Origin of the sequence: Halalkalibacter okhensis, from assembly GCF_000787375.1 — a bacterium.
In the GTDB taxonomy this organism is placed as follows: domain Bacteria; phylum Bacillota; class Bacilli; order Bacillales; family Bacillaceae_D; genus Halalkalibacter; species Halalkalibacter okhensis.
Map to the genome: position 1 here is coordinate 1 of NZ_JRJU01000001.1, position 22,100 is coordinate 22,100.

Annotated in this window: 23 protein-coding genes; 6 read left to right on the forward strand and 17 right to left on the reverse strand. The window is 38.1% G+C overall.

What is annotated here, in order from left to right; all coding sequences use genetic code 11:
- Nucleotides 1–59: 59 nt before the first annotated feature.
- The 3 genes from LQ50_RS00005 to LQ50_RS24560 form a co-directional block, all read right to left on the reverse strand.
- On the reverse strand, nucleotides 60–2,288 hold the full coding sequence (locus tag LQ50_RS00005) for a sensor histidine kinase (protein ID WP_034624796.1): 2,229 nt from the start codon (nucleotides 2,286–2,288) through the stop codon (nucleotides 60–62).
- Entirely contained in the window at nucleotides 2,266–2,958 is a 693-nt protein-coding gene (locus tag LQ50_RS00010; protein WP_034624798.1) for a response regulator transcription factor, read from the reverse strand. The genes LQ50_RS00005 and LQ50_RS00010 overlap by 23 nt, the downstream gene beginning before the upstream one ends.
- A 199-nt stretch (nucleotides 2,959–3,157) precedes the next feature.
- Nucleotides 3,158–3,304: a YycC family protein gene (locus tag LQ50_RS24560; RefSeq protein WP_070808098.1), complete on the reverse strand. Its 147-nt coding sequence runs from the start codon at nucleotides 3,302–3,304 to the stop codon at nucleotides 3,158–3,160.
- Nucleotides 3,305–3,479: 175 nt separating this feature from the next.
- Here LQ50_RS24560 and LQ50_RS00015 point away from each other — a divergent pair, with 175 nt between their 5' ends.
- Together LQ50_RS00015 and LQ50_RS00020 are read left to right on the forward strand one after the other, a co-directional pair.
- On the forward strand, nucleotides 3,480–3,974 hold the full coding sequence (locus LQ50_RS00015) for a L,D-transpeptidase family protein (protein ID WP_034624800.1): 495 nt from the start codon (nucleotides 3,480–3,482) through the stop codon (nucleotides 3,972–3,974).
- 130 nt (nucleotides 3,975–4,104) lie between these two features.
- Nucleotides 4,105–5,256 (forward strand): acyl-CoA dehydrogenase family protein, encoded by a 1,152-nt coding sequence (locus tag LQ50_RS00020; protein ID WP_034624802.1) that lies wholly within the window; start codon nucleotides 4,105–4,107, stop codon nucleotides 5,254–5,256.
- 485 nt (nucleotides 5,257–5,741) lie between these two features.
- Here the strand turns inward: LQ50_RS00020 and LQ50_RS00025 are convergent, their stop codons facing one another.
- Genes LQ50_RS00025 through LQ50_RS00045 form a run of 5 tightly spaced genes read right to left on the reverse strand, consistent with a single transcriptional unit; the run spans nucleotide 5,742 to nucleotide 10,535 of the window.
- Nucleotides 5,742–6,845 carry an alpha-hydroxy-acid oxidizing protein gene (locus LQ50_RS00025; RefSeq protein ID WP_034624803.1) on the reverse strand — a complete coding sequence of 368 codons (1,104 nt, stop codon included), beginning with the start codon at nucleotides 6,843–6,845 and terminating at the stop codon, nucleotides 5,742–5,744.
- Between the two features lie 17 nt (nucleotides 6,846–6,862).
- The gene (locus tag LQ50_RS00030; protein WP_034624805.1) at nucleotides 6,863–7,534 is read right to left on the reverse strand and encodes a methionine ABC transporter permease; all 672 of its coding nucleotides are present in this window, start codon (nucleotides 7,532–7,534) and stop codon (nucleotides 6,863–6,865) included.
- Nucleotide 7,535: 1 nt separating this feature from the next.
- The gene (locus LQ50_RS00035; protein ID WP_034624806.1) at nucleotides 7,536–8,549 is read right to left on the reverse strand and encodes a methionine ABC transporter ATP-binding protein; all 1,014 of its coding nucleotides are present in this window, start codon (nucleotides 8,547–8,549) and stop codon (nucleotides 7,536–7,538) included.
- Between the two features lie 59 nt (nucleotides 8,550–8,608).
- Nucleotides 8,609–9,424 (reverse strand): MetQ/NlpA family ABC transporter substrate-binding protein, encoded by an 816-nt coding sequence (locus LQ50_RS00040; protein WP_034624807.1) that lies wholly within the window; start codon nucleotides 9,422–9,424, stop codon nucleotides 8,609–8,611.
- 1 nt (nucleotide 9,425) lies between these two features.
- Nucleotides 9,426–10,535: an iron-containing alcohol dehydrogenase family protein gene (locus tag LQ50_RS00045; protein WP_034624809.1), complete on the reverse strand. Its 1,110-nt coding sequence runs from the start codon at nucleotides 10,533–10,535 to the stop codon at nucleotides 9,426–9,428.
- Between the two features lie 427 nt (nucleotides 10,536–10,962).
- Here LQ50_RS00045 and LQ50_RS00050 point away from each other — a divergent pair, with 427 nt between their 5' ends.
- The 4 genes from LQ50_RS00050 to deoD all read left to right on the forward strand — a co-directional run bounded on the left by LQ50_RS00050 (nucleotide 10,963) and on the right by deoD (nucleotide 13,900).
- Nucleotides 10,963–11,328 (forward strand): Na-translocating system protein MpsC family protein, encoded by a 366-nt coding sequence (locus LQ50_RS00050; protein ID WP_034624810.1) that lies wholly within the window; start codon nucleotides 10,963–10,965, stop codon nucleotides 11,326–11,328.
- Between the two features lie 147 nt (nucleotides 11,329–11,475).
- Nucleotides 11,476–12,492: a sodium-dependent bicarbonate transport family permease gene (locus LQ50_RS00055; protein ID WP_034624813.1), complete on the forward strand. Its 1,017-nt coding sequence runs from the start codon at nucleotides 11,476–11,478 to the stop codon at nucleotides 12,490–12,492.
- A gap of 12 nt (nucleotides 12,493–12,504) precedes the next feature.
- Nucleotides 12,505–13,035: a carbonic anhydrase gene (locus LQ50_RS00060; protein ID WP_034624814.1), complete on the forward strand. Its 531-nt coding sequence runs from the start codon at nucleotides 12,505–12,507 to the stop codon at nucleotides 13,033–13,035.
- Nucleotides 13,036–13,195: 160 nt separating this feature from the next.
- Nucleotides 13,196–13,900: a purine-nucleoside phosphorylase gene (deoD, locus tag LQ50_RS00065; protein WP_034624815.1), complete on the forward strand. Its 705-nt coding sequence runs from the start codon at nucleotides 13,196–13,198 to the stop codon at nucleotides 13,898–13,900.
- A gap of 188 nt (nucleotides 13,901–14,088) precedes the next feature.
- On the opposite strand, the gene LQ50_RS00075 is transcribed toward deoD, so the two are convergent.
- The 9 genes from LQ50_RS00075 to LQ50_RS00115 all read right to left on the reverse strand — a co-directional run bounded on the left by LQ50_RS00075 (nucleotide 14,089) and on the right by LQ50_RS00115 (nucleotide 22,030).
- Nucleotides 14,089–15,390 (reverse strand): pyrimidine-nucleoside phosphorylase, encoded by a 1,302-nt coding sequence (locus LQ50_RS00075; protein ID WP_152608132.1) that lies wholly within the window; start codon nucleotides 15,388–15,390, stop codon nucleotides 14,089–14,091.
- 103 nt (nucleotides 15,391–15,493) lie between these two features.
- Nucleotides 15,494–16,303, reverse strand: coding sequence for a purine-nucleoside phosphorylase (locus tag LQ50_RS00080; protein ID WP_373279157.1), 810 nt, complete (start codon nucleotides 16,301–16,303; stop codon nucleotides 15,494–15,496).
- 17 nt (nucleotides 16,304–16,320) lie between these two features.
- On the reverse strand, nucleotides 16,321–17,502 hold the full coding sequence (gene deoB / locus LQ50_RS00085; RefSeq protein WP_034624819.1) for a phosphopentomutase: 1,182 nt from the start codon (nucleotides 17,500–17,502) through the stop codon (nucleotides 16,321–16,323).
- A gap of 99 nt (nucleotides 17,503–17,601) precedes the next feature.
- A complete protein-coding gene (gene xerD, locus LQ50_RS00090) occupies nucleotides 17,602–18,492 on the reverse strand; it encodes a site-specific tyrosine recombinase XerD (RefSeq protein WP_034624821.1) in 891 nt (296 codons plus the stop codon).
- Nucleotides 18,493–18,521: 29 nt separating this feature from the next.
- Nucleotides 18,522–18,755: a YqzK family protein gene (locus tag LQ50_RS00095; RefSeq protein WP_034624822.1), complete on the reverse strand. Its 234-nt coding sequence runs from the start codon at nucleotides 18,753–18,755 to the stop codon at nucleotides 18,522–18,524.
- 180 nt (nucleotides 18,756–18,935) lie between these two features.
- Nucleotides 18,936–19,394, reverse strand: a complete 459-nt coding sequence (fur, locus tag LQ50_RS00100) for a ferric iron uptake transcriptional regulator (protein WP_034624823.1) — start codon at nucleotides 19,392–19,394, stop codon at nucleotides 18,936–18,938.
- A 119-nt stretch (nucleotides 19,395–19,513) separates the two neighbouring features.
- Nucleotides 19,514–20,155 (reverse strand): stage II sporulation protein M, encoded by a 642-nt coding sequence (gene spoIIM, locus LQ50_RS00105; protein ID WP_034624825.1) that lies wholly within the window; start codon nucleotides 20,153–20,155, stop codon nucleotides 19,514–19,516.
- Nucleotides 20,156–20,303: 148 nt separating this feature from the next.
- Nucleotides 20,304–21,488: an endonuclease Q family protein gene (locus tag LQ50_RS00110; RefSeq protein ID WP_034624826.1), complete on the reverse strand. Its 1,185-nt coding sequence runs from the start codon at nucleotides 21,486–21,488 to the stop codon at nucleotides 20,304–20,306.
- Nucleotides 21,485–22,030, reverse strand: coding sequence for an NUDIX hydrolase (locus LQ50_RS00115; RefSeq protein WP_034624827.1), 546 nt, complete (start codon nucleotides 22,028–22,030; stop codon nucleotides 21,485–21,487). Before LQ50_RS00115 ends, LQ50_RS00110 begins: the two co-directional genes overlap by 4 nt.
- Between the last annotated feature and the right edge of the window lie 70 nt (nucleotides 22,031–22,100).

Sequence of the window (22,100 nt, forward strand, 5' to 3'; positions counted from 1 at the left end):
TTGTTTCAGTGCCCTCACATATATTTTGTTCCTTTTTGGAACACCTTTACCATATTGTCTTACTGATATAAAGTAACCATCACTTTAAACAAATCTCCATCAACTTCGATATCTAGATTCCCCCCATGTAAATCAACAATTGATTTGGCTATGGCAAGACCTAGTCCAGATCCTTCCGTATGTCGCGACGTATCTCCACGCTTAAACCGTTCCATTAACTCATCGATATTTTCACCTAATTCATATTTTGTGATATTTTTAAATGAGATGATAATAGAATCTCCTTCTGTTTTAATAGCTATATACACCCTCGTATTTTCTAATGAATAATGTAATGTATTGACGATAATGTTATCAAAAACTCGCCATATTTTTTGACCGTCGACCACAACTGACACTGGCTGTTCCGGAGTAGAAACTCGAAACTGCAACGTGGAGCCATCAATTTCTTCATTATATTCTGCAAGAGCTTGCTGCAATAATTGAACGATATCTACCTTCTCTTTCATTAATTCAATATTTCCACTGGCCATTTTGGATGCTTCAAATAAATCATCAATTAACACTTTTAGGCGTTTAGATTTTCGATCAATAATTTGAATATAGGCATTTTGATCCTCTTTTTTGACGTCATTCGCTTTTAATAATTCAGTGTACGTAATAATAGACGTAAGAGGGGTCCTAAGGTCATGACTTACATTCGTAATAAGCTCTGTTTTTAATCGTTCACTTTTCGCTTGCTCATTTTGAGAACGTTTCATCCCTTGTTTTAAAGTATTGATATCTCTAGCAAGCGTTGCTAAAATTGATTTACCTTTTACCGGTATGTCTTCTTCAAGTTGTCCTATTACTACATGTCTCGCACTTGCTGCAATTCGGTTAAAGTAGCCTATCCTTTTCATAAGTATAGTAAATACCGGAAGACCTACAATAAATACAAACATTGAATAGAGGAAAAAGATAATTGGATCAAATAAACTTATGACTGCCCCAACGCCAAATAGAAAAACGACTCCTGAATAGATCATCACTTGGAGACCTACCCTAGTATGAGAAAAGGCCTCAATCATCGTTTGATACGCCTTATAAACCAATGCTTTTTGCCCCTCTTGCTTCATCACCGATTTATCTTTAAGCAACTCCATGAAATATTTGCCCTGGATAAAGACTAACCCCATAAATAGTGTGGCCGTCAACAAACTCAAGAAAAAGTTTTCATAAAAACGGGAAACATGTTCTACATTAAATAAATAATACGGGCTATGCACTAATTGATTTATGTTGTGTAAAACAATATACAAACTGATCATAAATAAGAAGGCTTTTCCATCTATAGGAATAACTAAATAATATGATTCAAACCTTCTTAAGTGAAGTCTCTTCATTATGTTCAACCTTTTATTTAGGAAAAAACTAGCTATAAGTAGAATGACACCGACAAACGTATAAATAATATAGCCCCACTTTCTCTGTTGATAATCAGAGTAAGAAGTTAAAATGGGGCTTGCTCCTGCAGTAGAATGAGGGATGGCAATCTTTCCTTCAAATACTCTTGTTCGAGTCTGAAGTACAGGAGTGACCAACTCATCGTAATAAATAGCCTCAAATTGATCCACACCAGCCTGAAAATAGCCACTTGTTTTTGATGGATAACTTTGCACATAAAGCATCTTGTTACTAGCAAAAAAGTCATTCACTTCGTCGCTTTTTACCGAGACATTCGTAAACACTTCATCCGTTTCCGTATCCTCAAAGTAATAATGAAAGCCGCCCTTTAACTGAGAAAAATTGGAACGAGTTTGTTCTAACTTTATAAAGTATTCATCAATTCTTGCTTCCTTTTCTTTTAGAATTTTTGCACGGATGTGCTCGTCACTCATGAAATTATCTGTAATATCTTCAATTTTCTGATCCCTTTTAGCTTGATAGGCATCCGCTGCCTCTTGATTCTCAGCCTGTAATGCTTCTTGAATCAAATCTTCATACTGAACCTTTATTGTCGCAATTTGATCTGACAAATCTCCATACCGATATCGATGTTCTTCAATTTCATCTTCGGTAATAATAATGGCCTCTTTTACTTCTTCTTTTGTCATTTGATTTAATTCATAGACACTTAGCTGATTAACAAAGTCTTCAAATTGATACTCAAACTCGTCCGATTGAAAAAAATCCTTCGTGCTAAATTCTATTCCATAAGTCCATCCTGCTATCACACCACTTATCCCAAACGTGAATAATACGAGCCAGCCGAGCACTAACGCTCTATTTTTCCATTTTGTATCCAACTCCCCACACCACCTTCAAATATCTTGGATTTTTCGGATCAATTTCAATTTTTTCTCGTATTTTTCGAATATGAACAGCAACTGTATTTTCGGCATTATAATGCGGTTCCTTCCAAACCCGTTCATAAATTTCATGTATTGAAAACACACGCCCTGCATGGGTCATAAGCAGTTCTACCATTTTGTATTCAATCGGTGTTAGTTTGACACTTTCACCATGAGCTTTCACTTCTTTTGCTGATTGGTCCAATGTCAAACCATTTAGATCAATAACCTTTTCCATCCCTTCGTAAGTACCTAAAGTAACATACCTCCTAAGTTGCGATTTCACTCTAGCTATCAATTCGAGCGGATTAAAAGGTTTGGCAACATAATCATCAGCTCCTACTTGCAAGCCTAGAATCTTGTCTGTATCTTCACTCTTGGCACTCAGGATAATAATCGGTATATTTTTTTCTTCACGTATTCTAAACGTGGTTGCGATTCCATCTAGTCGGGGCATCATTACATCTAAAATAATTAAATGGATTGCCTGTTCATTTAATATTTCTAAAGCTTCAATCCCATCCTTTGCCTTAATCACGGTAATCCCTTCATTTTTTAAATAAATTTCAATTGCATCACGAATTTCCAATTCATCATCAACAACCAATACAAAATACTCATTCATCTGGCCTTCCCTCCTTTCGAAATTTATATATCTCAAGTGTTAGTTACATTGTAGCTAGGAAATCTTAACATTCCGTTAGCAAACATCTTAAGAATTTCTTAATTTATTTTTGTATTTTCTTACATGAAACACCAAAAACGCGAAGATACGATCCCCGTTTCTTCGCGTTTTTATACATGCTGATTTTTTAAGTTTCGGTTTATTTATCCTTTTTCTCACTTTCTTGTAACTCAGCAAGCTTCGCTAACAAAATATGTTGAGGCATATGCATAATTTGTTCAATTGGGACATTTAACGACTCTGATAGCTTCTGCGCTGTTTCAGCCGAAATTTGCAACGGTCTCATAAAATCATCTCCCTTTCCATTTCCATATTACCTTTATTAAACCATAAGAATAGAATGAGATACAATAATCCCTTTCATTCTCAAAGAATAATTACAATTTCATTTTCAACCTATGTAACGTTCTATTCACTCAAAAGTTACATAGGTTGATACAAAAGTAAAAAGGAGGATGTGCATGATTCATACCGTTCAAGCAGGAGAGACATTATTTTCAATTTCGGAAGACTATCGAGTTCCTTTCCAAGAGTTAGTTGCAGCAAATCCCGGTATAAATCCAGATTGGATTCTTATTGGGCAAAGACTAAATATACCAGGCCTTCCCTCTCCCCAAATGATCCCCTTCTCTATCCATGTCTCACTTACCAATCGAACGTTGACCTTAATGGCTCAAGATCAGATTCAAAAGGTTTACCCTGTTGGTGTAGGTCGTGTTCTGCACGAAACACCCGTTGGGGATTTTATTATCATTAATAAAGCACCAAACCCAGGAGGACCTTTTGGTACAATGTGGATGAGTCTGTCAAAGAAACATTATGGAATTCACGGTACAAACGATCCTCAATCAATTGGACATTATGTCTCACGAGGCTGTATTCGAATGTTTAATCACGATGTTGAAGAATTAGCTCACACCGTCCCAATAGGTACATCTGTATTCATCAGGCCTTAACATCACAACGGTTAGTTTGCCATGCTTGAACAACCTTATTATTATGAAGCAATTCCTTTGCATGCAATTCATTCTTAATCTATCCTCCTTTGTGATAAACTGGTAAAAACAAGTGAACGGAGGAGGATATATGAATCTTCAAACAGTGGATACGAACGAAGAGAGAAAGCAGATCGTTCACCAAACTGCTCAAGCCTTTTTGTCGCGTGCACAAAAGCATGATGAAGAAAACACATTTCCAATGGAAAACATTCAAGAGCTAAAAGAAATTGGCTATACCACCCTCACGATTCCAAAAGAATTTGGTGGAGTAGGTCTCCCATTAGTTGACTGGCTTTCTTTACAAGAAGTGATTGCTACATATGATGGTTCAACATCCTTATCCATTGGATGGCATATGGGGATCATTACTCAAATCACTGAAAATCGATCTTGGCCTGAAAATATTCTAGACCGCGTTCTTTATGAAGTGCTACATGAAGGAAAATTATTAAATGCTGCAGCCTCAGAGCCTGAAACAGGCAGTCCAACTCGGGGTGGAAAGCCTACGACCATAGCCAAAAGAGAAAAAGATGCCTGGGTCATTAACGGTAGAAAGAGCTTTACATCTATGGCACCAGCGCTCGATTATTTTATCGTTTCAGCAACAATGGAAGACGACCGGGTAGGAAACTTTTTAATTCATCACACAGACCTGGGAGTAAAAATTGAGGAAACATGGAATTCTATTGCCATGAGAGGAACAGCAAGTCATGATCTCCATTTAAAAAATGTCCGTATACCAAGAGATCATTTCCTTGAAATCATTCATCCTGGCAAAAAAAGTCCAGCTGGCTGGCTTTTGCATATTCCGGCTTGTTATTTAGGAATAGCCCAAGCTGCTCAAAACTTTGCGGTTGAATTCGCAAAAACCTATTCTCCCAATAGTTTATCTACGTCGATAAAAGACCTTCCAAACGTCCAAGTCAAAATAGGAGAAAATGAGGCGGATTTAATTCAAGCACGATATTTTTTATATGGAGTTGCAAAAAAATGGGATACAAGTTCTCAAAATGAGCGCCTAGCGATGCAATCTGAACTAAGTGCAGTGAAATATCAAGTTGTTAATAGTGCGGTAAACATTGTTGACCGAGCGATGCGAGTTGTCGGGGCTCAAAGCTTATTTAAAGAAAATCCAATCCAACGCTACTACCGTGATGTTCGGGCCGGACTTCATAATCCGCCAATGGATGACCGAACGATCGTCACACTTGCTTTCGAAGCTTTTGAAAGCTCTAAATAAAGAAATAATGTTACGAACAGGCTGTCCAAAAGGTCAAAAAATACCTTTTGGACAGCGAAGGAACTGAAAAGGAAAAATACTAGACTTAAAAGAAATAAACAGATGACCCTTAATACGCGGAACAGTTAAAATACCACATTCTCCAATAATTCTTTGAGACCGTTGATTAAAAAGACTTCCCCGCCCTTTTCAATCCCCTCTGTCTTCAGCTGTGTCATTTTCATCATTGTACGCCTGTATTTGATCAAATTGACCCTTTTCCGTATGCATCTTTACTATAGGAAAAGTTTTAAATCGATCATCCATATAAAACCGATGCATCTGTGTTCTTTACCTTTGTTCACCTGAATCAACTAGATAGCTTTGATCATAATCAATCAAAACTTTAATAGTAGCTAACTTCAAAAAAGAGTGCCTCTTCACAACTCAACCATGGACATTTGATATCTCATAATTGATTCATAAAAAAACACTCTTATCTCTATTTACGTTTTTACTACTTCGATTTGTTGCAGAGAAGATAAATCTGTTTCACCCGATAATGCAAGTGCTGATTGGATTTCAGCTATTAATTGCGTAATGACCGTTTCTACTCCGTCCTGCCCATTTGTGAGTCCGTAAGCAAAAAGCCTACCAATTAAAACGCTATCGGCACCTAGGGCAAGCGCTTTGATTACGTCTGAACCACGACGTATGCCACCGTCAAAGAGGATGTCGATTTGGCCTTTCACCTCATCAACAATAGCTGGCAATGCATCAATACTACTGATTGAACCGTCTAGTTGTCTTCCTCCGTGATTTGAAACGACAATTCCATTAACTCCGTGGTCCATAGCTAACTTTGCGTCACCTGCATGTAAAATCCCTTTTAGGACAATAGGTAGGTTGGTTTTCGAACGGAGCCACTTAACGTTTTCCCATGTTAATGATGGATTAAACAAACGAGAGGAGACTTCCGCAATCGCTTCTTGCGTTTCTTCAGTGATTAACTTCGCCTTCTCTTTAAAAACAGGATCAGTCAAATAATTCCCTAAGCCTTGTCCTTTACTTAATGGAAAGTATTGATTTTGTTTGTCCTGCTCTCTAAAGCCAAGGATCGGGGTATCGACTGTAACAAAAATAGCTGAATATCCACATTTCTCCGCGCGTTTCACAAAACTTAAAGCAATATCGTCATCACTTGGCCAGTACAGTTGAAAGAAACGCGGAGCATCTCCCATCACTTTTGCTATTTCTTCCATTGAACTCGTCGAAACCGTACTAACGGTATACGGAACTTGATGAATTGCAGCAGCTTTTGCTGCAGCTAATTCTCCTTCTTGATGAATGATTGTTTGAAATCCTACTGGTGCTAGAGCAAAGGGAACCGGAGAAACTGTTCCAAGGATGTCTTTCGTCAAGTCCACTTTTGATACATTCCGTAAAACACGAGGGACTATTTTCCATTGCTTAAATCCTTCCGTATTGCTTTGAAGAGTTTCTTCTATTCCGGCACCACTTTGAATGTATTCAAACGCGCCTTTTTCTAAACGCTCTTTAGCAACTCGTTCCCACTCTTCAGGAGATCTAAAACCAATAGTTTGTGACATTTTTTGTCCCTTCCTCTCTAATCTTTTTTCAACCTAGCTGCAACTCGGTTTCCTAATGATTGAATACCCTGTACTAGAATAATGAGGATAATGACTGTTGCGTACATCACTTCTGGTTCATAACGCAAATGTCCAAAACGGTAGGCTAAGTCTCCTAGTCCACCAGCACCAACCAGTCCGGCCATGGCGGTTGCACCAATCAACCCGATAGTGGCAATCGTTAAACCTAAAATAAGAGAAGGTCTTGCTTCTCGGACCATAACATGCCAAATGATATGCCTCGTTTTAATTCCCATCGCTTCATAGGCTTCTAATACTCCTTTATCAACTTCAAGCAGCGCTGATTCCATTAATCTTGCGATGTAGGGAGCTGTGTACACAACAAGTGGTACAATTACCCCTTTAACCCCCATTGATGTTCCAACAATAAATTTGGTAAAAGGTAAAATAAAGAACAGTAAAATAATAAATGGGATCGAGCGTGTAATATTAATAACAATATTTAATACTTGATAGACAAATTTATTTTCTAAACTTTTATTAGGTCTTGTTAAAACAAGTAGTGTTCCTAAAGGCAAGGCAATAACAATAGAAATGATTAATGAAATTGAAACCATCTGAAACGTTTCAATGGTTGCTTTCCATATAGGATCTCCCCAACGATCTAAAAATTCAGTTATTTGAAACATGTTATAAATTCACCCTTTCTACGTGCACACCCTCTGCTTCTAAATAAGTTATGGCCGCCTCCGTTTGTTCTTGTATTCCTTGTAAGTGAATAACCATTCGACCATACGGCTCGTTTTTCAATTGAACGATGTTTCCAGATAATATATTGGTGTACACTTCAAATTTCTTAGCCACTTCAGCAAGAGCTGGCTTCCCTGTGGAGTGGTCTACAAAGGACAAACGAATCACAGGGCCTTGTTCATTTAATGAATTAAGCACCTCAGTGGGAATATCTTCTGGAAATAGGCTATTGATAAACTTCTTTGTTGTATCTGTTGTTGATTTCGAGAAGATATCAATAACTTTTCCTTCTTCAATGACTTTTCCATTCTCCATTACAGCTACCCTATCGCAAATTTTTTGAACTACATGCATTTCATGTGTAATTAACAAGATCGTAATTCCAAATTCTTTATTTATCTTTAAAAGCAATGAAAGAATTGATTCTGTCGTCTCTGGATCAAGAGCACTCGTTGCCTCATCACTTAATAAGACATCTGGCTCATGGGAAAGAGCTCGGGCAATGGCCACTCGTTGCTTTTGACCACCTGAAAGCTGACTAGGAAACGAATCAGCTTTCGCTTCTAGACCAACAACAGCTAAATACTTTTTCACTCTCTCATCAATTTCCGTTTTTGCAATCCCTGTTAGCTTTAATGGAATCGCGATATTTTCATAGACAGTAGCTGTTTTCAAAAGATTAAACCCTTGAAAGATCATTCCGATGTTTTGTCTCGCTTCACGAAGTTTATTCGTTGATAATTTAGTCATGGATACCCCGTTAACGTCGATTTCTCCTTCACTCGGCTTTTCTAGCATATTTACACAACGAATGAGTGTACTTTTCCCGGCACCACTATAACCAATCACTCCATAAATTTCACCCTTTTTCACATGGATAGAAACATTATCTAACGCCTTAACCGTTGATTTCTTTGACACAAATGTTTTTGATACCTGCTTTAATTCGATCATGTTTCGTCAACTCCTTAATTAAAAAAGAGGGTGACCATCGTCACCACTCTCAGATTACTTTACCATGATGATACAACTGAACCGGCAAACTCTTCTTCAATGAATTGCTTTACTTCATCAGATTGATAGATTTCAATAAACTTTTGAACTACCGCATCATTTTCATTTTCTGTACGAACAGCAAGTACATTCACCCAAGGTGAATCACTTGGTTCAATAAAAATCGAATCTTCTGTTGGGACATATCCATGTTCAATGGCAAAGTTTGTGTTAATAGCAGCTGCTGCTAATTCATCTAGTTGTCGTGGAATTTGGGATGCTTCAAGCTCAACAAAATCTAAGTTATGTGGGTTCTCTGTAATATCATTAACTGTTGCTGTAACCCCAGCATCAGGATCAAGAGAGATTAAACCAGCGATTTCGAACAAGATTAACGCACGTGCTCCATTTGTTGGATCATTCGGTAAACCTACCTTATCCCCTTCTTCTAAGTCAGCTACATCGGAAATACCAGTAGAATAGATTCCCATAGGAAAGTTAACAGTTGTAGCAACATCTATTAAATCAAGGTCACGTTCTTCTTTAAAGTTATCTAAATATGGCTTATGTTGGAAACTATTCAGATCCAATTCCCCTTCATCTAGCGCTACATTTGGCATAACATATTCAGTAAAAACCGTCATATCAATCTCAAGGCCTTCTTCAGCTGCTAACTCAATTACTTTTTCCATAATTTGTTCGTGAGGACCAGCTGTTACTCCTACTTTTAATTGATCTTCAGATAATTCACCAGTACTCGTTTCCCCACCGCCTCCACAAGCTGCAAGGCCTATCATTGATAAAGCTGTTAACATAGAAAATAATACTTTTTTCATTTTAATCTCTCCCCCACTCTTTTTTCTCTATCTTTTTATATGTTTCAACGGTTTGAATTCCGTGAACAACCTCAGTTGTTGTGAACGATTGATTCATAAAGTGAATCGATTCACTTGGATGAAGTGTTTTGCTTGCTATTCTTTCAAGGAGCTCATCATCTTCTGTTAAGCCTAGTTCCTTTAAAGAAACTGGTAAGCCAACCTGCTCATAGAAAGACAGCAATTCCTCCATTTCCTCTAACTCACCTTCAAGTGCAAGTTGAACAAGAATACCATAAGCAACTTTTTCTCCGTGTAGAAAATGATGTGTCTCTTCAAATTGTGTTAATGCATTATGAATCGAATGTGCGGCTGCTATTCTACCATAATCATCGCCTAGTCCTCCAACAAGACCTCCCGCCATTATATTCGTTTCAATAATGGTTAATAAAGAAGGTGTAACTTCTTTTTTTGTTAATGCTTCTAATGCTTGTTCACTTTCCTTAAGAATAAGCTCTTGGCATAGATTTGCCGTTTGAAGTGATAACTTTACAGGCACACGCATGTAATCTAATCCTTTTGTTAACGCCTTTGCTTCATACCATTTGGCTAAAGTATCTCCAATTCCCGCCCGTAGATATGAGACAGGTGAAGAAGCGATAATAGTAGGTTCCACTAGTACCATCCAAGGATTTTTCAGAAAGGTCGTATATTTAATGTAATCACCTGTATCCGAATAAATAACACTCAAAGGTGTCCATGCTGCACATTGTGATGCAAGCGTAGGTAGCAAAACGACAGGCACATTCATCTCATTCGCTACGGATTTGGCTAAATCCATTACTTTTCCGCCGCCTATTCCGATAATGACATCACAGCACTTTGTTGAACCAAGTTTGGTTAAACGTTCAATTTCACTTATAGAACATTCTTCAACATACTGCTCAAAGTAAGTTTCTATGTGATCAAAAGAAGGCAGATGCTCTCTAGCAGCTTCAAGTGACTTTTTCCCATGAATGAACAATGCTCTTTTCACTTTTCCCTCTATCAAGAGAGAAGGCAGACGATCGTATACTCCTATTTCACAGGCATAATAGCTAGGAGATGCTTGCACTTTTATGTTCTTCACCATTTGTTCGCCTCCCTCCTTATATGTTGTTTCTTTAGCTGACAAAACCAAGAAAATGAGTTGGTTTTAACTTATTGTTCATCATTATAATGAATTATTACTATTTAGACAATTCTTTTTTTAAAAAAATATTTTACAAAAAGAAAATTGTTCTACCTCTCTGTAAGATTCTGAAAATATAATATTGACACTTCCTCTATATCAAGCTATGATTTATAATAACTTAGATCCGAGTGATCAAATGGAGAAGGGAAGAAGCTTAATTCTCTTTAGCGTCTTATTGATAAGAAATCGATATGATGAAAAAGGGGAAAACAACTTCAACCTTAGACATTTATGGTAAATCGGCGTATTTCTTCATTGTTCTCTTTGAAGGGATATGCCTTTTTTGCAGCATTGTTTCTTTTACACATTTTAGGAGGTATCCTTCATGGTACGAACAAAAGGATCACTGGAAGCTGCTATTTCGAAAGCTTTAACTCAATGGGAAAAAGATTTCTTAGGACGTGGCTCCGTTTCCGTAAAAACAGATATCCTTCGAGATATGGTCATTGTGACACTTAAAGGGGTATTGACTCCAGCTGAATATGCACTTTGCAAAAAAGATGAGGGTCGGTTATCAATCAAAAAAATTCGCTGTGAGCTTGTGGAGTCTGGTCGTGATGCATTAGGTGAGCTTATCCAAGATTTAGTGGGAATTGAAGTCATGACGCTACATACAGATATAAGTACAAAAACTGGCGAAAGATTAATGGTATTTAAATTAACAACCGACTTAGAGAAAACCTTAACTTAAATGAATAAGGGAGATCTTTAAAAAGCAATTGCTCGTTAAAGATAAACCGCCAATTACGAAAGCAGTAGCGTCTACATCAGACGAAACCAACTTTCTAATTGGCGGTTTTTTTATATTCAAATAGTCAAAAAAGGAGGATTTTTAACAATGTACGAAATTATGATTCAAAACATATTATCACCTGTTGTCTTATTTTTTGTGCTTGGTTTATTTGCCGCTCTTGTAAAGTCAGACTTAAAATTCCCAAGTGCTCTTAGTGAAACATTAAGCATTTTTCTACTTGTAGCGATTGGCTTAAAAGGAGGAATTGAACTATCCAAATACTCATTAGGAGAGGTCATTTCACCAGTAATTGGCACCTTATTTCTCGGTTCTATTTTGCCTATTGTAACGTTGCTTCTTTTAAAAACAATCAAAATTGATAAAAAGAATGCCATTGCTCTTGCAGCTACTTATGGATCCGTAAGTATTGTCACGTATGGAGCGGCTATATCGTTTCTTGATCAAATTGGAACAACGTATGAAGGGTTTATGAACGCCATGGTTGTTTTAATGGAAAGTCCTGCTATTATCGTGTCATTAGTCCTCTTGAAGATCATGGAACAAAAGAAATCGGAGGCACATGTTTTTTCATCAAAAACCGTTGCCTTTACCTCCCCTTTAACAACTTGGATTGATAAAGAAGTACTAAAAGAAGCATTATTTGGAAAAAGCATTTTGCTCTTACTTGGTGCCCTACTCATTGGTCTCGTTGCTGGAGAGCAAGCACTGCCCACAGTTCAACCATTATTTATTGATCTATATGGCAGTGTATTAATTCTTTTTCTCCTTAGCATGGGATTAACTGCCGGTGCACGATTACCTGAAGTACGTAAGCATGGTTTACAACTGTTTCTTTTTGGAATCATCATGCCTGTCGTTGGAGGGATTTTAGGAGTACTTGTCGGAACTGTCATAGGGCTTTCTCTTGGCGGAATTACCTTAATGGGTGTGCTTGCAGGAAGTGCATCCTATATTGCTGCACCTGCAGCCTTGCGTACTTCTGTACCTGACGCTAATCCATCCATCTATTTAGGCCTTGCACTCGGTATTACGTTTCCATTTAACCTACTTATCGGAATCCCATTATATTATCAACTTGCTCAATGGTTCATTTCATTTTAAGGGGGAATTCAAATGTTAAAACGACTAAACCAAAATAAATTGGGCAGTAAAATACTAGTTATTGCTGATTGTGAACATGAATTCACGCAAAGACTCCCACAATGGCTCAACATTGAAACAAGTCAATTACTCGTTCTTTCAAGCGCAGGTGCTGCTGTAACACAGCCTTATGGTTGTATGGTCCGAAACATTATTTTAGCTATCTACCAGCAAGGTATAAATCAAATATACCTGATAGCACCTGAAAAACAGGGCACTCCTAAGTTTAATCAACAAATTCTTCTAAATCAGTTGAAGCATGATGGAATTGACCAAGACCTTCTTGAGACCATTGAATATAGTCGTATTGTAAAAAAAGATGTTCTGTCATGGCTAAAGGGTCCAACTGAGAACGTTGACGACGTATTAAAAGCAAGTCTTTCTTTATTAGAAAAACACCCACTCATCCCAGAGCGCATTAGAATAGAAGCTTTTACTGTAAATACACGTACTGGATCTTTAACATCGATTGCTTCAAAGGAAACAGAAGAAGATATTTGTTAACACCCTAGCTTGCACTGGATATCGTCCATTGCAAGCTCATTTTTATCACAAAATGAGTAAAGTACATATTCCAACCTTAAAAGATTTGAGATGGTGATGGTTTATGTTATAGTAATGAAAGAAAAAAACCTACCTTCAAGAAGGTCATAGGAGGCATAATATGAGTGTACATATTGGAGCAAAACAAGGTGAGATAGCGGAAACGATTCTTCTTCCAGGAGACCCGCTTCGAGCGAAATATATTGCTGAAACTTTTTTAGAAGATGCGGTTTGCTATAATGAAGTAAGAGGCATGTTAGGATTTACCGGTACATATAAAGGCGAGCGAATCTCTGTTCAAGGAACAGGAATGGGAGTGCCGTCCATTTCTATTTACGTTAATGAACTGATGCAAGAATACAATGTTCAAAACTTAATTCGTGTTGGTACATGTGGCGCCATTCAAAAAGATGTTAAAGTAAGAGATGTAATTTTAGCCATGACCGCCTCAACCGATTCACAAATGAACCGTCTAACATTTGGTGGAGTTGACTTCGCTCCTACAGCAAATTTTGACTTACTAAAGCAAGCCTATGATGCTGGACTTGAAAAAGGATTGAATCTAAAAGTTGGAAATGTCTTTACGGCTGATATGTTCTATAATGACAATGCTGAGTTAGAAAAATGGGCAAAATATGGCATTTTAGCTGTCGAAATGGAAACAGCAGCTCTTTACACCCTTGCTGCTAAATTTGATAGAAGAGCGCTTTCTGTCCTCACAGTAAGCGACCACATTTTAACTGGTGAAGAAACAACTTCAAAAGAACGCCAAACAACCTTCAGCGACATGATGGAAGTAGCTCTTGAAGCTGTTACAAAAAAATAATCGACGTTTAATGGACATGAAGAAGCCAACCCTTTTCATGTCCTTTTATGTTGATCTTCCTTTTAAAAGTTACTCATACAAAATAAAAGAGCACACTCAAAAAAAGCCGCTGAAAAGGTATGATTTTCACCTTTTTCAGTGGCCTTTAAGCAACGTGTAGAGCCTCTTCTTCAAAACATAAGAATCATTCAATAAATCTCATCATAAATCAGTGTCGGTTTATCCACATCACCACTAGAAAATGAATACGCAGCTTGCACCATTTCAATGACGTTGCTTACATTTTCTTTATTCGCATGTAATGTTGCGATCGCTTCCCCTTCTTGAACATAATCACCGATTTTCTTATGTAAAACAATCCCTACCGCTAAATCAATCTCCGAATCCTTCGTTGCTCTCCCTGCTCCAAGTAGCATAGCAGCTGTTCCAATTTTGTCAGCGACAATGGCCGAAACGGTTCCAGCTTCTTTTGCCTGAACATCTAATTTATAGTTCGCTTCTGGAAGGGTTTCTGGATGATCGACGATGGAAGAATTTCCATTTTGAGCTTCAATAAATACTTTCAAAGCTTCAAGTGCTTTTCCATTTGTTATTGCTTCTTTAAGCATTTGACGCGCTTGGTCTATAGACGTTGCTTGTTTAGCTAAATAAACCATTTGACTTCCGAGTGTTAAACATAGCTCCCGCAAATCATCCGGTCCCTCGCCCTGTAGCATCTCAATCGCTTCTTTTACTTCTAATGCATTTCCAATCGTATTTCCAAGCGGTTGGTTCATATCAGAGATAATCGCCATCGTTTCACGCCCAAGGCTCTTACCTATATTCACCATTGCCTGTGCTAATTCTTTTGATTGATTCAATTCTTTCATAAATGCACCCGAGCCAGTCTTCACATCTAGTACAATGGCATCGGCTCCTGAAGCAATCTTTTTACTCATAATTGAACTAGCAATAAGAGGGATTGAATTAACTGTAGCTGTTACATCTCTTAATGAATAAAGTTTCTTATCAGCAGGTGTTAAATTGCCTGTCTGGCCAACAACAGCGAGTTTGTTTTTATTCACCAATTCAGTGAATTGATTGGTGGTTATTTCAACGCTGAACCCAGGAATAGCTTCTAGCTTATCAATTGTTCCGCCAGTATGGCCTAAGCCACGCCCGGACATTTTCGCAACAGGAACTCCAACTGCAGCAACGAGAGGCGCCAAAGCAATTGTTGTTTTGTCGCCTACTCCACCTGTTGAATGCTTATCTACCTTTACACCTTCTATTGCAGACAAATCAATTTGATCACCAGATTGTACCATCGCCATTGTTAATTCCGCACGTTCGTCTGTTGTCATGTCCTGAAAAAAGATGGCCATCGCAAGTGCTGACATTTGATAATCTGGAATATCCCCATTCGTATAACCTTCAATAGCAAAACGAATTTCTTCTTTTGATAACTCATGACCATCTCTTTTTTTCTCAATAAGATCTACCATTCGCATCTACGTCACATCCTTTTTCAAATAAAAAAAGTTCCTTTCGACCGTTGAGACGATTTCCTGCCCAAGCATTTGCTTAATCATTAAGTCTAAATAAATCTCCCCATTACATTTCTTTCACAATTGCTTTTACTAAAGATAAGAAATTTGATTTTACCATTTCTGTTGTTTCGATCACTTCATCGTGCGTAAGAGGCTGTGGTAAGATACCTGCTGCCATATTGGAAATGCATGAGATACCGAGTACCTCCAGTCCAGCATGACGAGCAACGATCACTTCAGGAACCGTTGACATCCCAACAGCGTCAGCACCCAACGTACGCAGCATACGAATTTCAGCTGGTGTTTCATACGAAGGTCCCGTATTTCCTACATACACACCTTCCTGTACGCTTATATTAATTTTTTCCGCTTGTGTTCGCGCAAGCGCACGAAGACGTTCTGAATAAGCACTAGACATATCCGGAAAACGTACTCCAAAAGCTTCATCATTTGGGCCAATTAATGGATTTTGTCCCATGTTGTTAATTTGATCTTTAATGATCATTAAATTACCTGGCTCATATGATTCATTCACACCACCAGCTGCATTCGTTACGATGATTTGTTCGACACCTAATGCTTTCATGACTCGAACGGGGAACGTAACAACATCCATACTGTATCCTTCATAAAAGTGAAAACGTCCCTGCATCGCTACGACTTGCTTTCCCTCTAGCATTCCAAATACAAGTTGCCCAGCATGCCCCGCAACCGTTGACACTGGGAAGTTAGGAATTTCACTATACGGAACTTTCACCGGATTTTGAATTTCATCTGCTAGTACACCTAGCCCTGAACCTAATATTAAACCAATGGTAGGGTTTTCTCCCATTTTCTCCTGTAAATATGATGCCGTTTCTGTAATAATTGTCACATCAATTCCTCCTCTATTTAAAGTTCTTCTAAAAAGCTTACCCCTTTCTTTGGAAGGGGAACATTAAAATTATCAGCAATGGTTGCACCTACATCTGCAAATGTTGTACGCACACCAAGATCTTTTGCATCCATTTGATTCTTGTTATAGACAATCAATGGTACATATTCTCTCGTATGATCTGTCCCATGATGGGTCGGATCATTGCCATGGTCAGCAGTAATGATTAATAAGTCATTCTCTTTCAGTTCCTTTATTACCTGCTTAAGTTGTCGATCAAATTGTTCGAGCGCTTTTCCATAGCCAATTGGATCACGGCGATGGCCATATACGGCATCAAAATCTACTAAATTTAAAAAACAGAGACCCGAAAATGGCTTACGAATCGCCTCAAGCAGCTTCTCCATACCATCATCATTTGATACCGTTCGAACTGCTTCAGTTACTCCTTCGCCGTCATAAATATCAGAAATCTTCCCAAGCGCTATTGAATCAATTCCGTTGTCAGCCAGCTCATTCATAACCGTTCGTTCAAAAGGCTTTAATGCATAATCATGACGGTTAGATGTTCGCTTCCACACACCCTCTTTCCCGACAAATGGCCTCGCGATTACACGTCCAATCATATACTTTGGATCCAGAGTGATCTTCCGTGCTTTTTCACAAATATCGTATAACTCCTCAATTGGAACGATATCTTCATGTGCCGCTATTTGTAAAACGGAATCGGCAGAAGTGTAGACAATTAAATGACCCGTTTTTACATGCTCTTCTCCAAGTTCATCCAAAATTTCTGTACCTGAAGCCACTTTATTTCCAATCATTTTCCTTCCCCATTGACGCTCTAATTCTTCAACTAGTTCTTGTGGGAACCCATCTGGAAAAACCTGAAAAGGCTCTTTAATATGTAAGCCCATTAGCTCCCAATGGCCTGTCATCGTATCTTTTCCACTTGATGCCTCTTGCATGATCCCGTAATGTCCTAGTGGACGGTCTACTTTATCAATCCCTTGAATTGGCCGAATATGACTTAGCCCAAGGGCCGCCATATTTGGCATAGCTAACCCATTCATTTTTTCAGCAATATGCCCTAGTGTATGAGATCCTACATCTCCAAACTCAGCTGCATCTGGAGCCTCGCCAATTCCAACAGAGTCCATGACAATTAAAAATACTCGATCATAACGATAATTACTCACTACTAAATTCCTCCTTTTACTACATACTATGCCCTATTATAGAGTCAACTTGAATGAAGTGAAGTCGTCAGAAGTCTGACCTCTGTACACATAAAAATTCTATGCTCTTGGATGATACTGAGCATAGATATCTTTCATTCTCGCTTTTGTTACCTGTGTATAAATTTGGGTCGTCGAGATGTCCACATGCCCCAGCATCTCTTGAACTGCCCTGATATCAGCGCCATTTGCAAGCAAGTGACTAGCAAACGAATGCCTCAATGTATGAGGTGTTAACGGCTTATTAATGGATGCAGCCACTGCAAGTTGCTTCAATACCTTCCAAAAACCCTGCCTCGATAATGGGTTTCCTAAATGATTAACAAATAATACGTCATGCTCCTTTTGTTTCATAAGGTTTCGACGACTGGTTTCAAGATACTTTTCCAAAGCCTTCGAAGCTTCCTGTCCAAGGGGAATGATTCTCTCTTTTTCGGCCTTGCCAATACATCTAACAAACCCCATTGCTAAATGGGTATTTGTGACTGTTAAATTCATTAACTCTGACACACGCATGCCCGTTGCATATAACGTTTCTAACATCGCTTTATTCCGGATGGAGAACATATCGCTTCCTGAAGGAGCATTAAGCAAAGATTCAACTTCTTGCAAAGATAAAATTTGTGGCAATTTTTTGGACCGTTTTGGAATTTCAAGATGAACGGATGGATCAGAACTCGACATTTTTTCTCGCAACATAAATTGATGGAATGCCCTAATTGATGCAACGGTTCTAGCAATGGTTGTACCGGCACGACCTTGCTCTTTTAGAAAATGCAAATATTCTACAATCATAGATTGATCAATATCATGAATGCTCTTTTTCTTTGCGATTTTCGTAACATAGAGCTCGTACTGTTTCAAATCACGCTCATAAGATTGAACTGTATTGTTTGCCAGCCCACGTTCTAGGTGTATGTATTGTAGAAACTTTTTTCTTTCCTCTTCCATCTTAATCACCTTACATTAAGAGCCCCCGCTTATTCACCTTCTCGATAGAACAGTATAAGCCTGTCAATCCACGAAACAGAATTTCCTCCGTTCTGTTCCATCTGGAAAACCTTCACAGCTTTTCCTTGCGGCTCATCATAGCGATGATAACTCTCATATTCTTGACTCACCCATAGAATACCATAATAAAAGAGAAGTGTGCATCCCATAAATAAGAGAAACACTTTTATTGTTTGAATGACTAAACGAAACCAAGATCTCATGGGACATACCTCCGCATATGACTTCTTGTACGATTCCCCTTTTTACAAGCTATGCCAAAAACCATATGGAATATACCTATAAATCATTCATAATAGGAAATAAAATGGGTTTACGTTTAATGGTGTACATATTTAAAAGCACCCCCAAGATTCAAGAACCTGAGGGTGCTTTATGCTTTGTTATTTTTCTTCTACTTTTTCTTTATCATGGCATCGATGACAGATCCCATGAAATGTTAAACGATGATCTTTTATTTTAAAGTTCCAATCTCGTTCAACAACCTCTTCGACATCACCTAATAAATCTTCTTGTATCTCATCAACAGCTCCACATTCAATACATACAAGATGGTGGTGAAAGTGAGCTGCCCCTTCTTGCCTTAAATCAAAACGAGATACACCATCTCCAAAATTTATTTTATCGACTATTTTTAATTCAGCCAGTAACTCCAACGTCCGATATACTGTAGCTAGTCCAATCTCTGGTGATTTTTCTTTTACGAGGAGGTAAACGTCCTCTGCACTTAAATGATCCTCTTCATGTTCAAGTAGAACACGAACTGTTGCTTCCCTTTGTGGTGTAAGCTTATAACTTTGTGAGTGCAGATGCTTTTTAATACGTTCGAGTCTTTTCTCCATTCGTTATGCCTCCCCTCGCGCATTTTCCCTCCTTTTATTATAGTCATTCAAAAAAACAGTGTCAATCGATAATGATTATTATTTATAGAGATATAATAACTATTAAATAATAATTATTATCACACCATTGATTCAATCACCCACTTCATTAATACAGGTGATACATACGCCTCAAACGCAGAAGCAAAAGCAAGCGCAGATCCTACACATAAAATAAGAAGTGAATATTTAAGAAATTGCGGAAAAATCGGCACATTCGTACGCTTCATAAATTGCTGACGAACCATTTTCAAACAAAATGAAATACTCGCTGTCCCAACAATAATAAATGCAGGCACGAGGATGAAATTTTGAGGCATGATCGATACAAATGCTAAAAAGAAACCCGACATGCCCATTTGATTCACTAAAAACCCCACTGTAAATCCAACAACAACTCCTTTTAAAAAAAGCAATACAAGGATAACGGGCAACCCAATAATGGACAAGCCCAAAATCCACATAAGCCCAAAGTACTTTGCATAATGAGCAAAGCTCTGACTAAACAAAGCAGATGACTGTGCCAATTCCCCTTGTTGAACATGTCCAAAAAACTGGTTCAAATAAGTATATAGGTCATGCTTTTGCGTTAAGCTCAAGCTATTAACAACAATGGCTCCAAAAACGATCCCTATTAAAAACAAAACAATGGTAAACACATAGATCGTTCGGTTCTCTTCTAAATGGGCAGCTATCATTTCACGGAAACCGTACTTCATCATGCCAAGACCTCCTCTTTTGCTCTTACTTCACTCTATGAGATAAAAAGCAAATCTATGACAATGATGTTTCTATAGATTTTTATCAAATACGAGTAAGCTCTAACATTTCAATAGAAACTATCTCCAAAAGGGAGACCACTGAAAAAGGTTACTCTTTGATCATCTTTTTTTGTGCAACTTTCCCGTAAACACCTCCACCACCAGCATCAATGGAGAGAGTCCCCTCCCTTGCTGCAATAATCGACTGTGCAATAGGTTCTGAAACCACCCGCACCAATTCCTCCCTAGAAACAGAATGGATAATTGACATATCTGTTCCAAATTGTTGTCTAAGTTTCTTCAACGTTTGTTTTCCTAACTTCGGTATAAATTGCAATGGTACTTGATGGATATATGGCGGACGTTCTATCTCTTTTTCATTAGCTGATCGTAACTCTAGTATCCGATCAAAAACACCTTTCACTATTTTTTGGGTTTGACAATTCGGACATTCTTTATCTTCTATTTGACCTGAACATTTTGCACAAATTGTTCGATAATACTTGCCTAGTAGGGGATTTAAACCGAAATTGCTACTAATTTGCCTTCCTTCTTTATTTTGTAAGGCAAGCTTGAATTCTTGAAATGATGGATGTTTCATTTTAATTATCTGATACTCTCGTGCAATTTTTTCTAATGAATGCGCATCGGAATTGGTTATATATGGGTAAGCATGTAGCTCTTCTATTTGATCAGCCAGATTCGTGTCACTACTCAAGCCAAGCTCAATAGCATCTATTAACTTTGGGTCAAATACTTCCGTTAAGCTCGATGTCACTCCTTTTCCATATAAGCTTTTGAAAGGAGTAAACACATGTGCAGGAATAAACAGCCCATGTAGTTCTCGGACTTTTAATTGGACAATCTTTGCATTTTCATAAATACGTTGCGAGCTTAGACTGGCATTCGTCATTCTATCAGCTAACCACTCGCTAAACTCTTTCATTTTTTCAATTGTAGGCATGAAGGCAAGCACATGAATCGGACCTTTGCAGCTTTCATCGTATAACTCAAGCTCCGTTCCTAGTAGCAATGTTACTCCAGGAAACTGCACCCCACCATCCTCTAATTGAAATGCTTCCCCATTTTCAATTTTCTCCTCTAATTCCCGGATAACTTCTTTGACATGACAATCAATGACTCCTACCATATCAACCCCTTTTGTCGCTGTTGCAAATTGAATGATGGCATTCATTGTTAAAGAAGGAGCAGCAGTTATTTTAACCGCTGCTCCCAAACGAGTTCTACCAATGTGAATATGTAAATCTGCTAAATAATCTCGTAACTCTATCATGAACCAAAACCCGCTTTCATCCGCAAATATAAAATCGCATAGGCTGTTTTTGCATCATGAATCGTTTGATCCTTAACCATTTGTTCTGCCTCTTCAAGGCTGACCTCTAGTAGATCTAAAAATTCATCCTCATCCATATTTGTCGTTCCTTTTTCAAGCTTATCAGTCATATAAAGATAAATTAGCTCATCTGCAAAGCCCGGCGACGTATAAAAAGATAGTAGGAAATCTAGTTTATCGGTTTTGTAACCAGTTTCTTCTTCTAGCTCTCTTGCGGCAGAATCAAGTGGATTCTCTTCCTTTTCTAGCTTCCCTGCAGGTATCTCTACAATTGTTTTCCCTAAAGCTTTTCGGTACTGCCTAACAAGTACAATTTTCCCTTCCTTTGTAATCGGCAACACCGCTACAGCTCCTGGGTGTTTGACTATTTCACGAGAACTCATTTTTCCATTTGGTAGCTCTACTTCTTGTACTTCTAAGTCAATTACTTTCCCTTTAAAGATCTCCGTAGTTTTTACTGTCTTCTCATATAAATGATTCATTTTCTCCTCCAAATCGTATAATTTCCTGTTCTTTTTCTACATTCTCCTTCATAGACGTGTATCATACTCT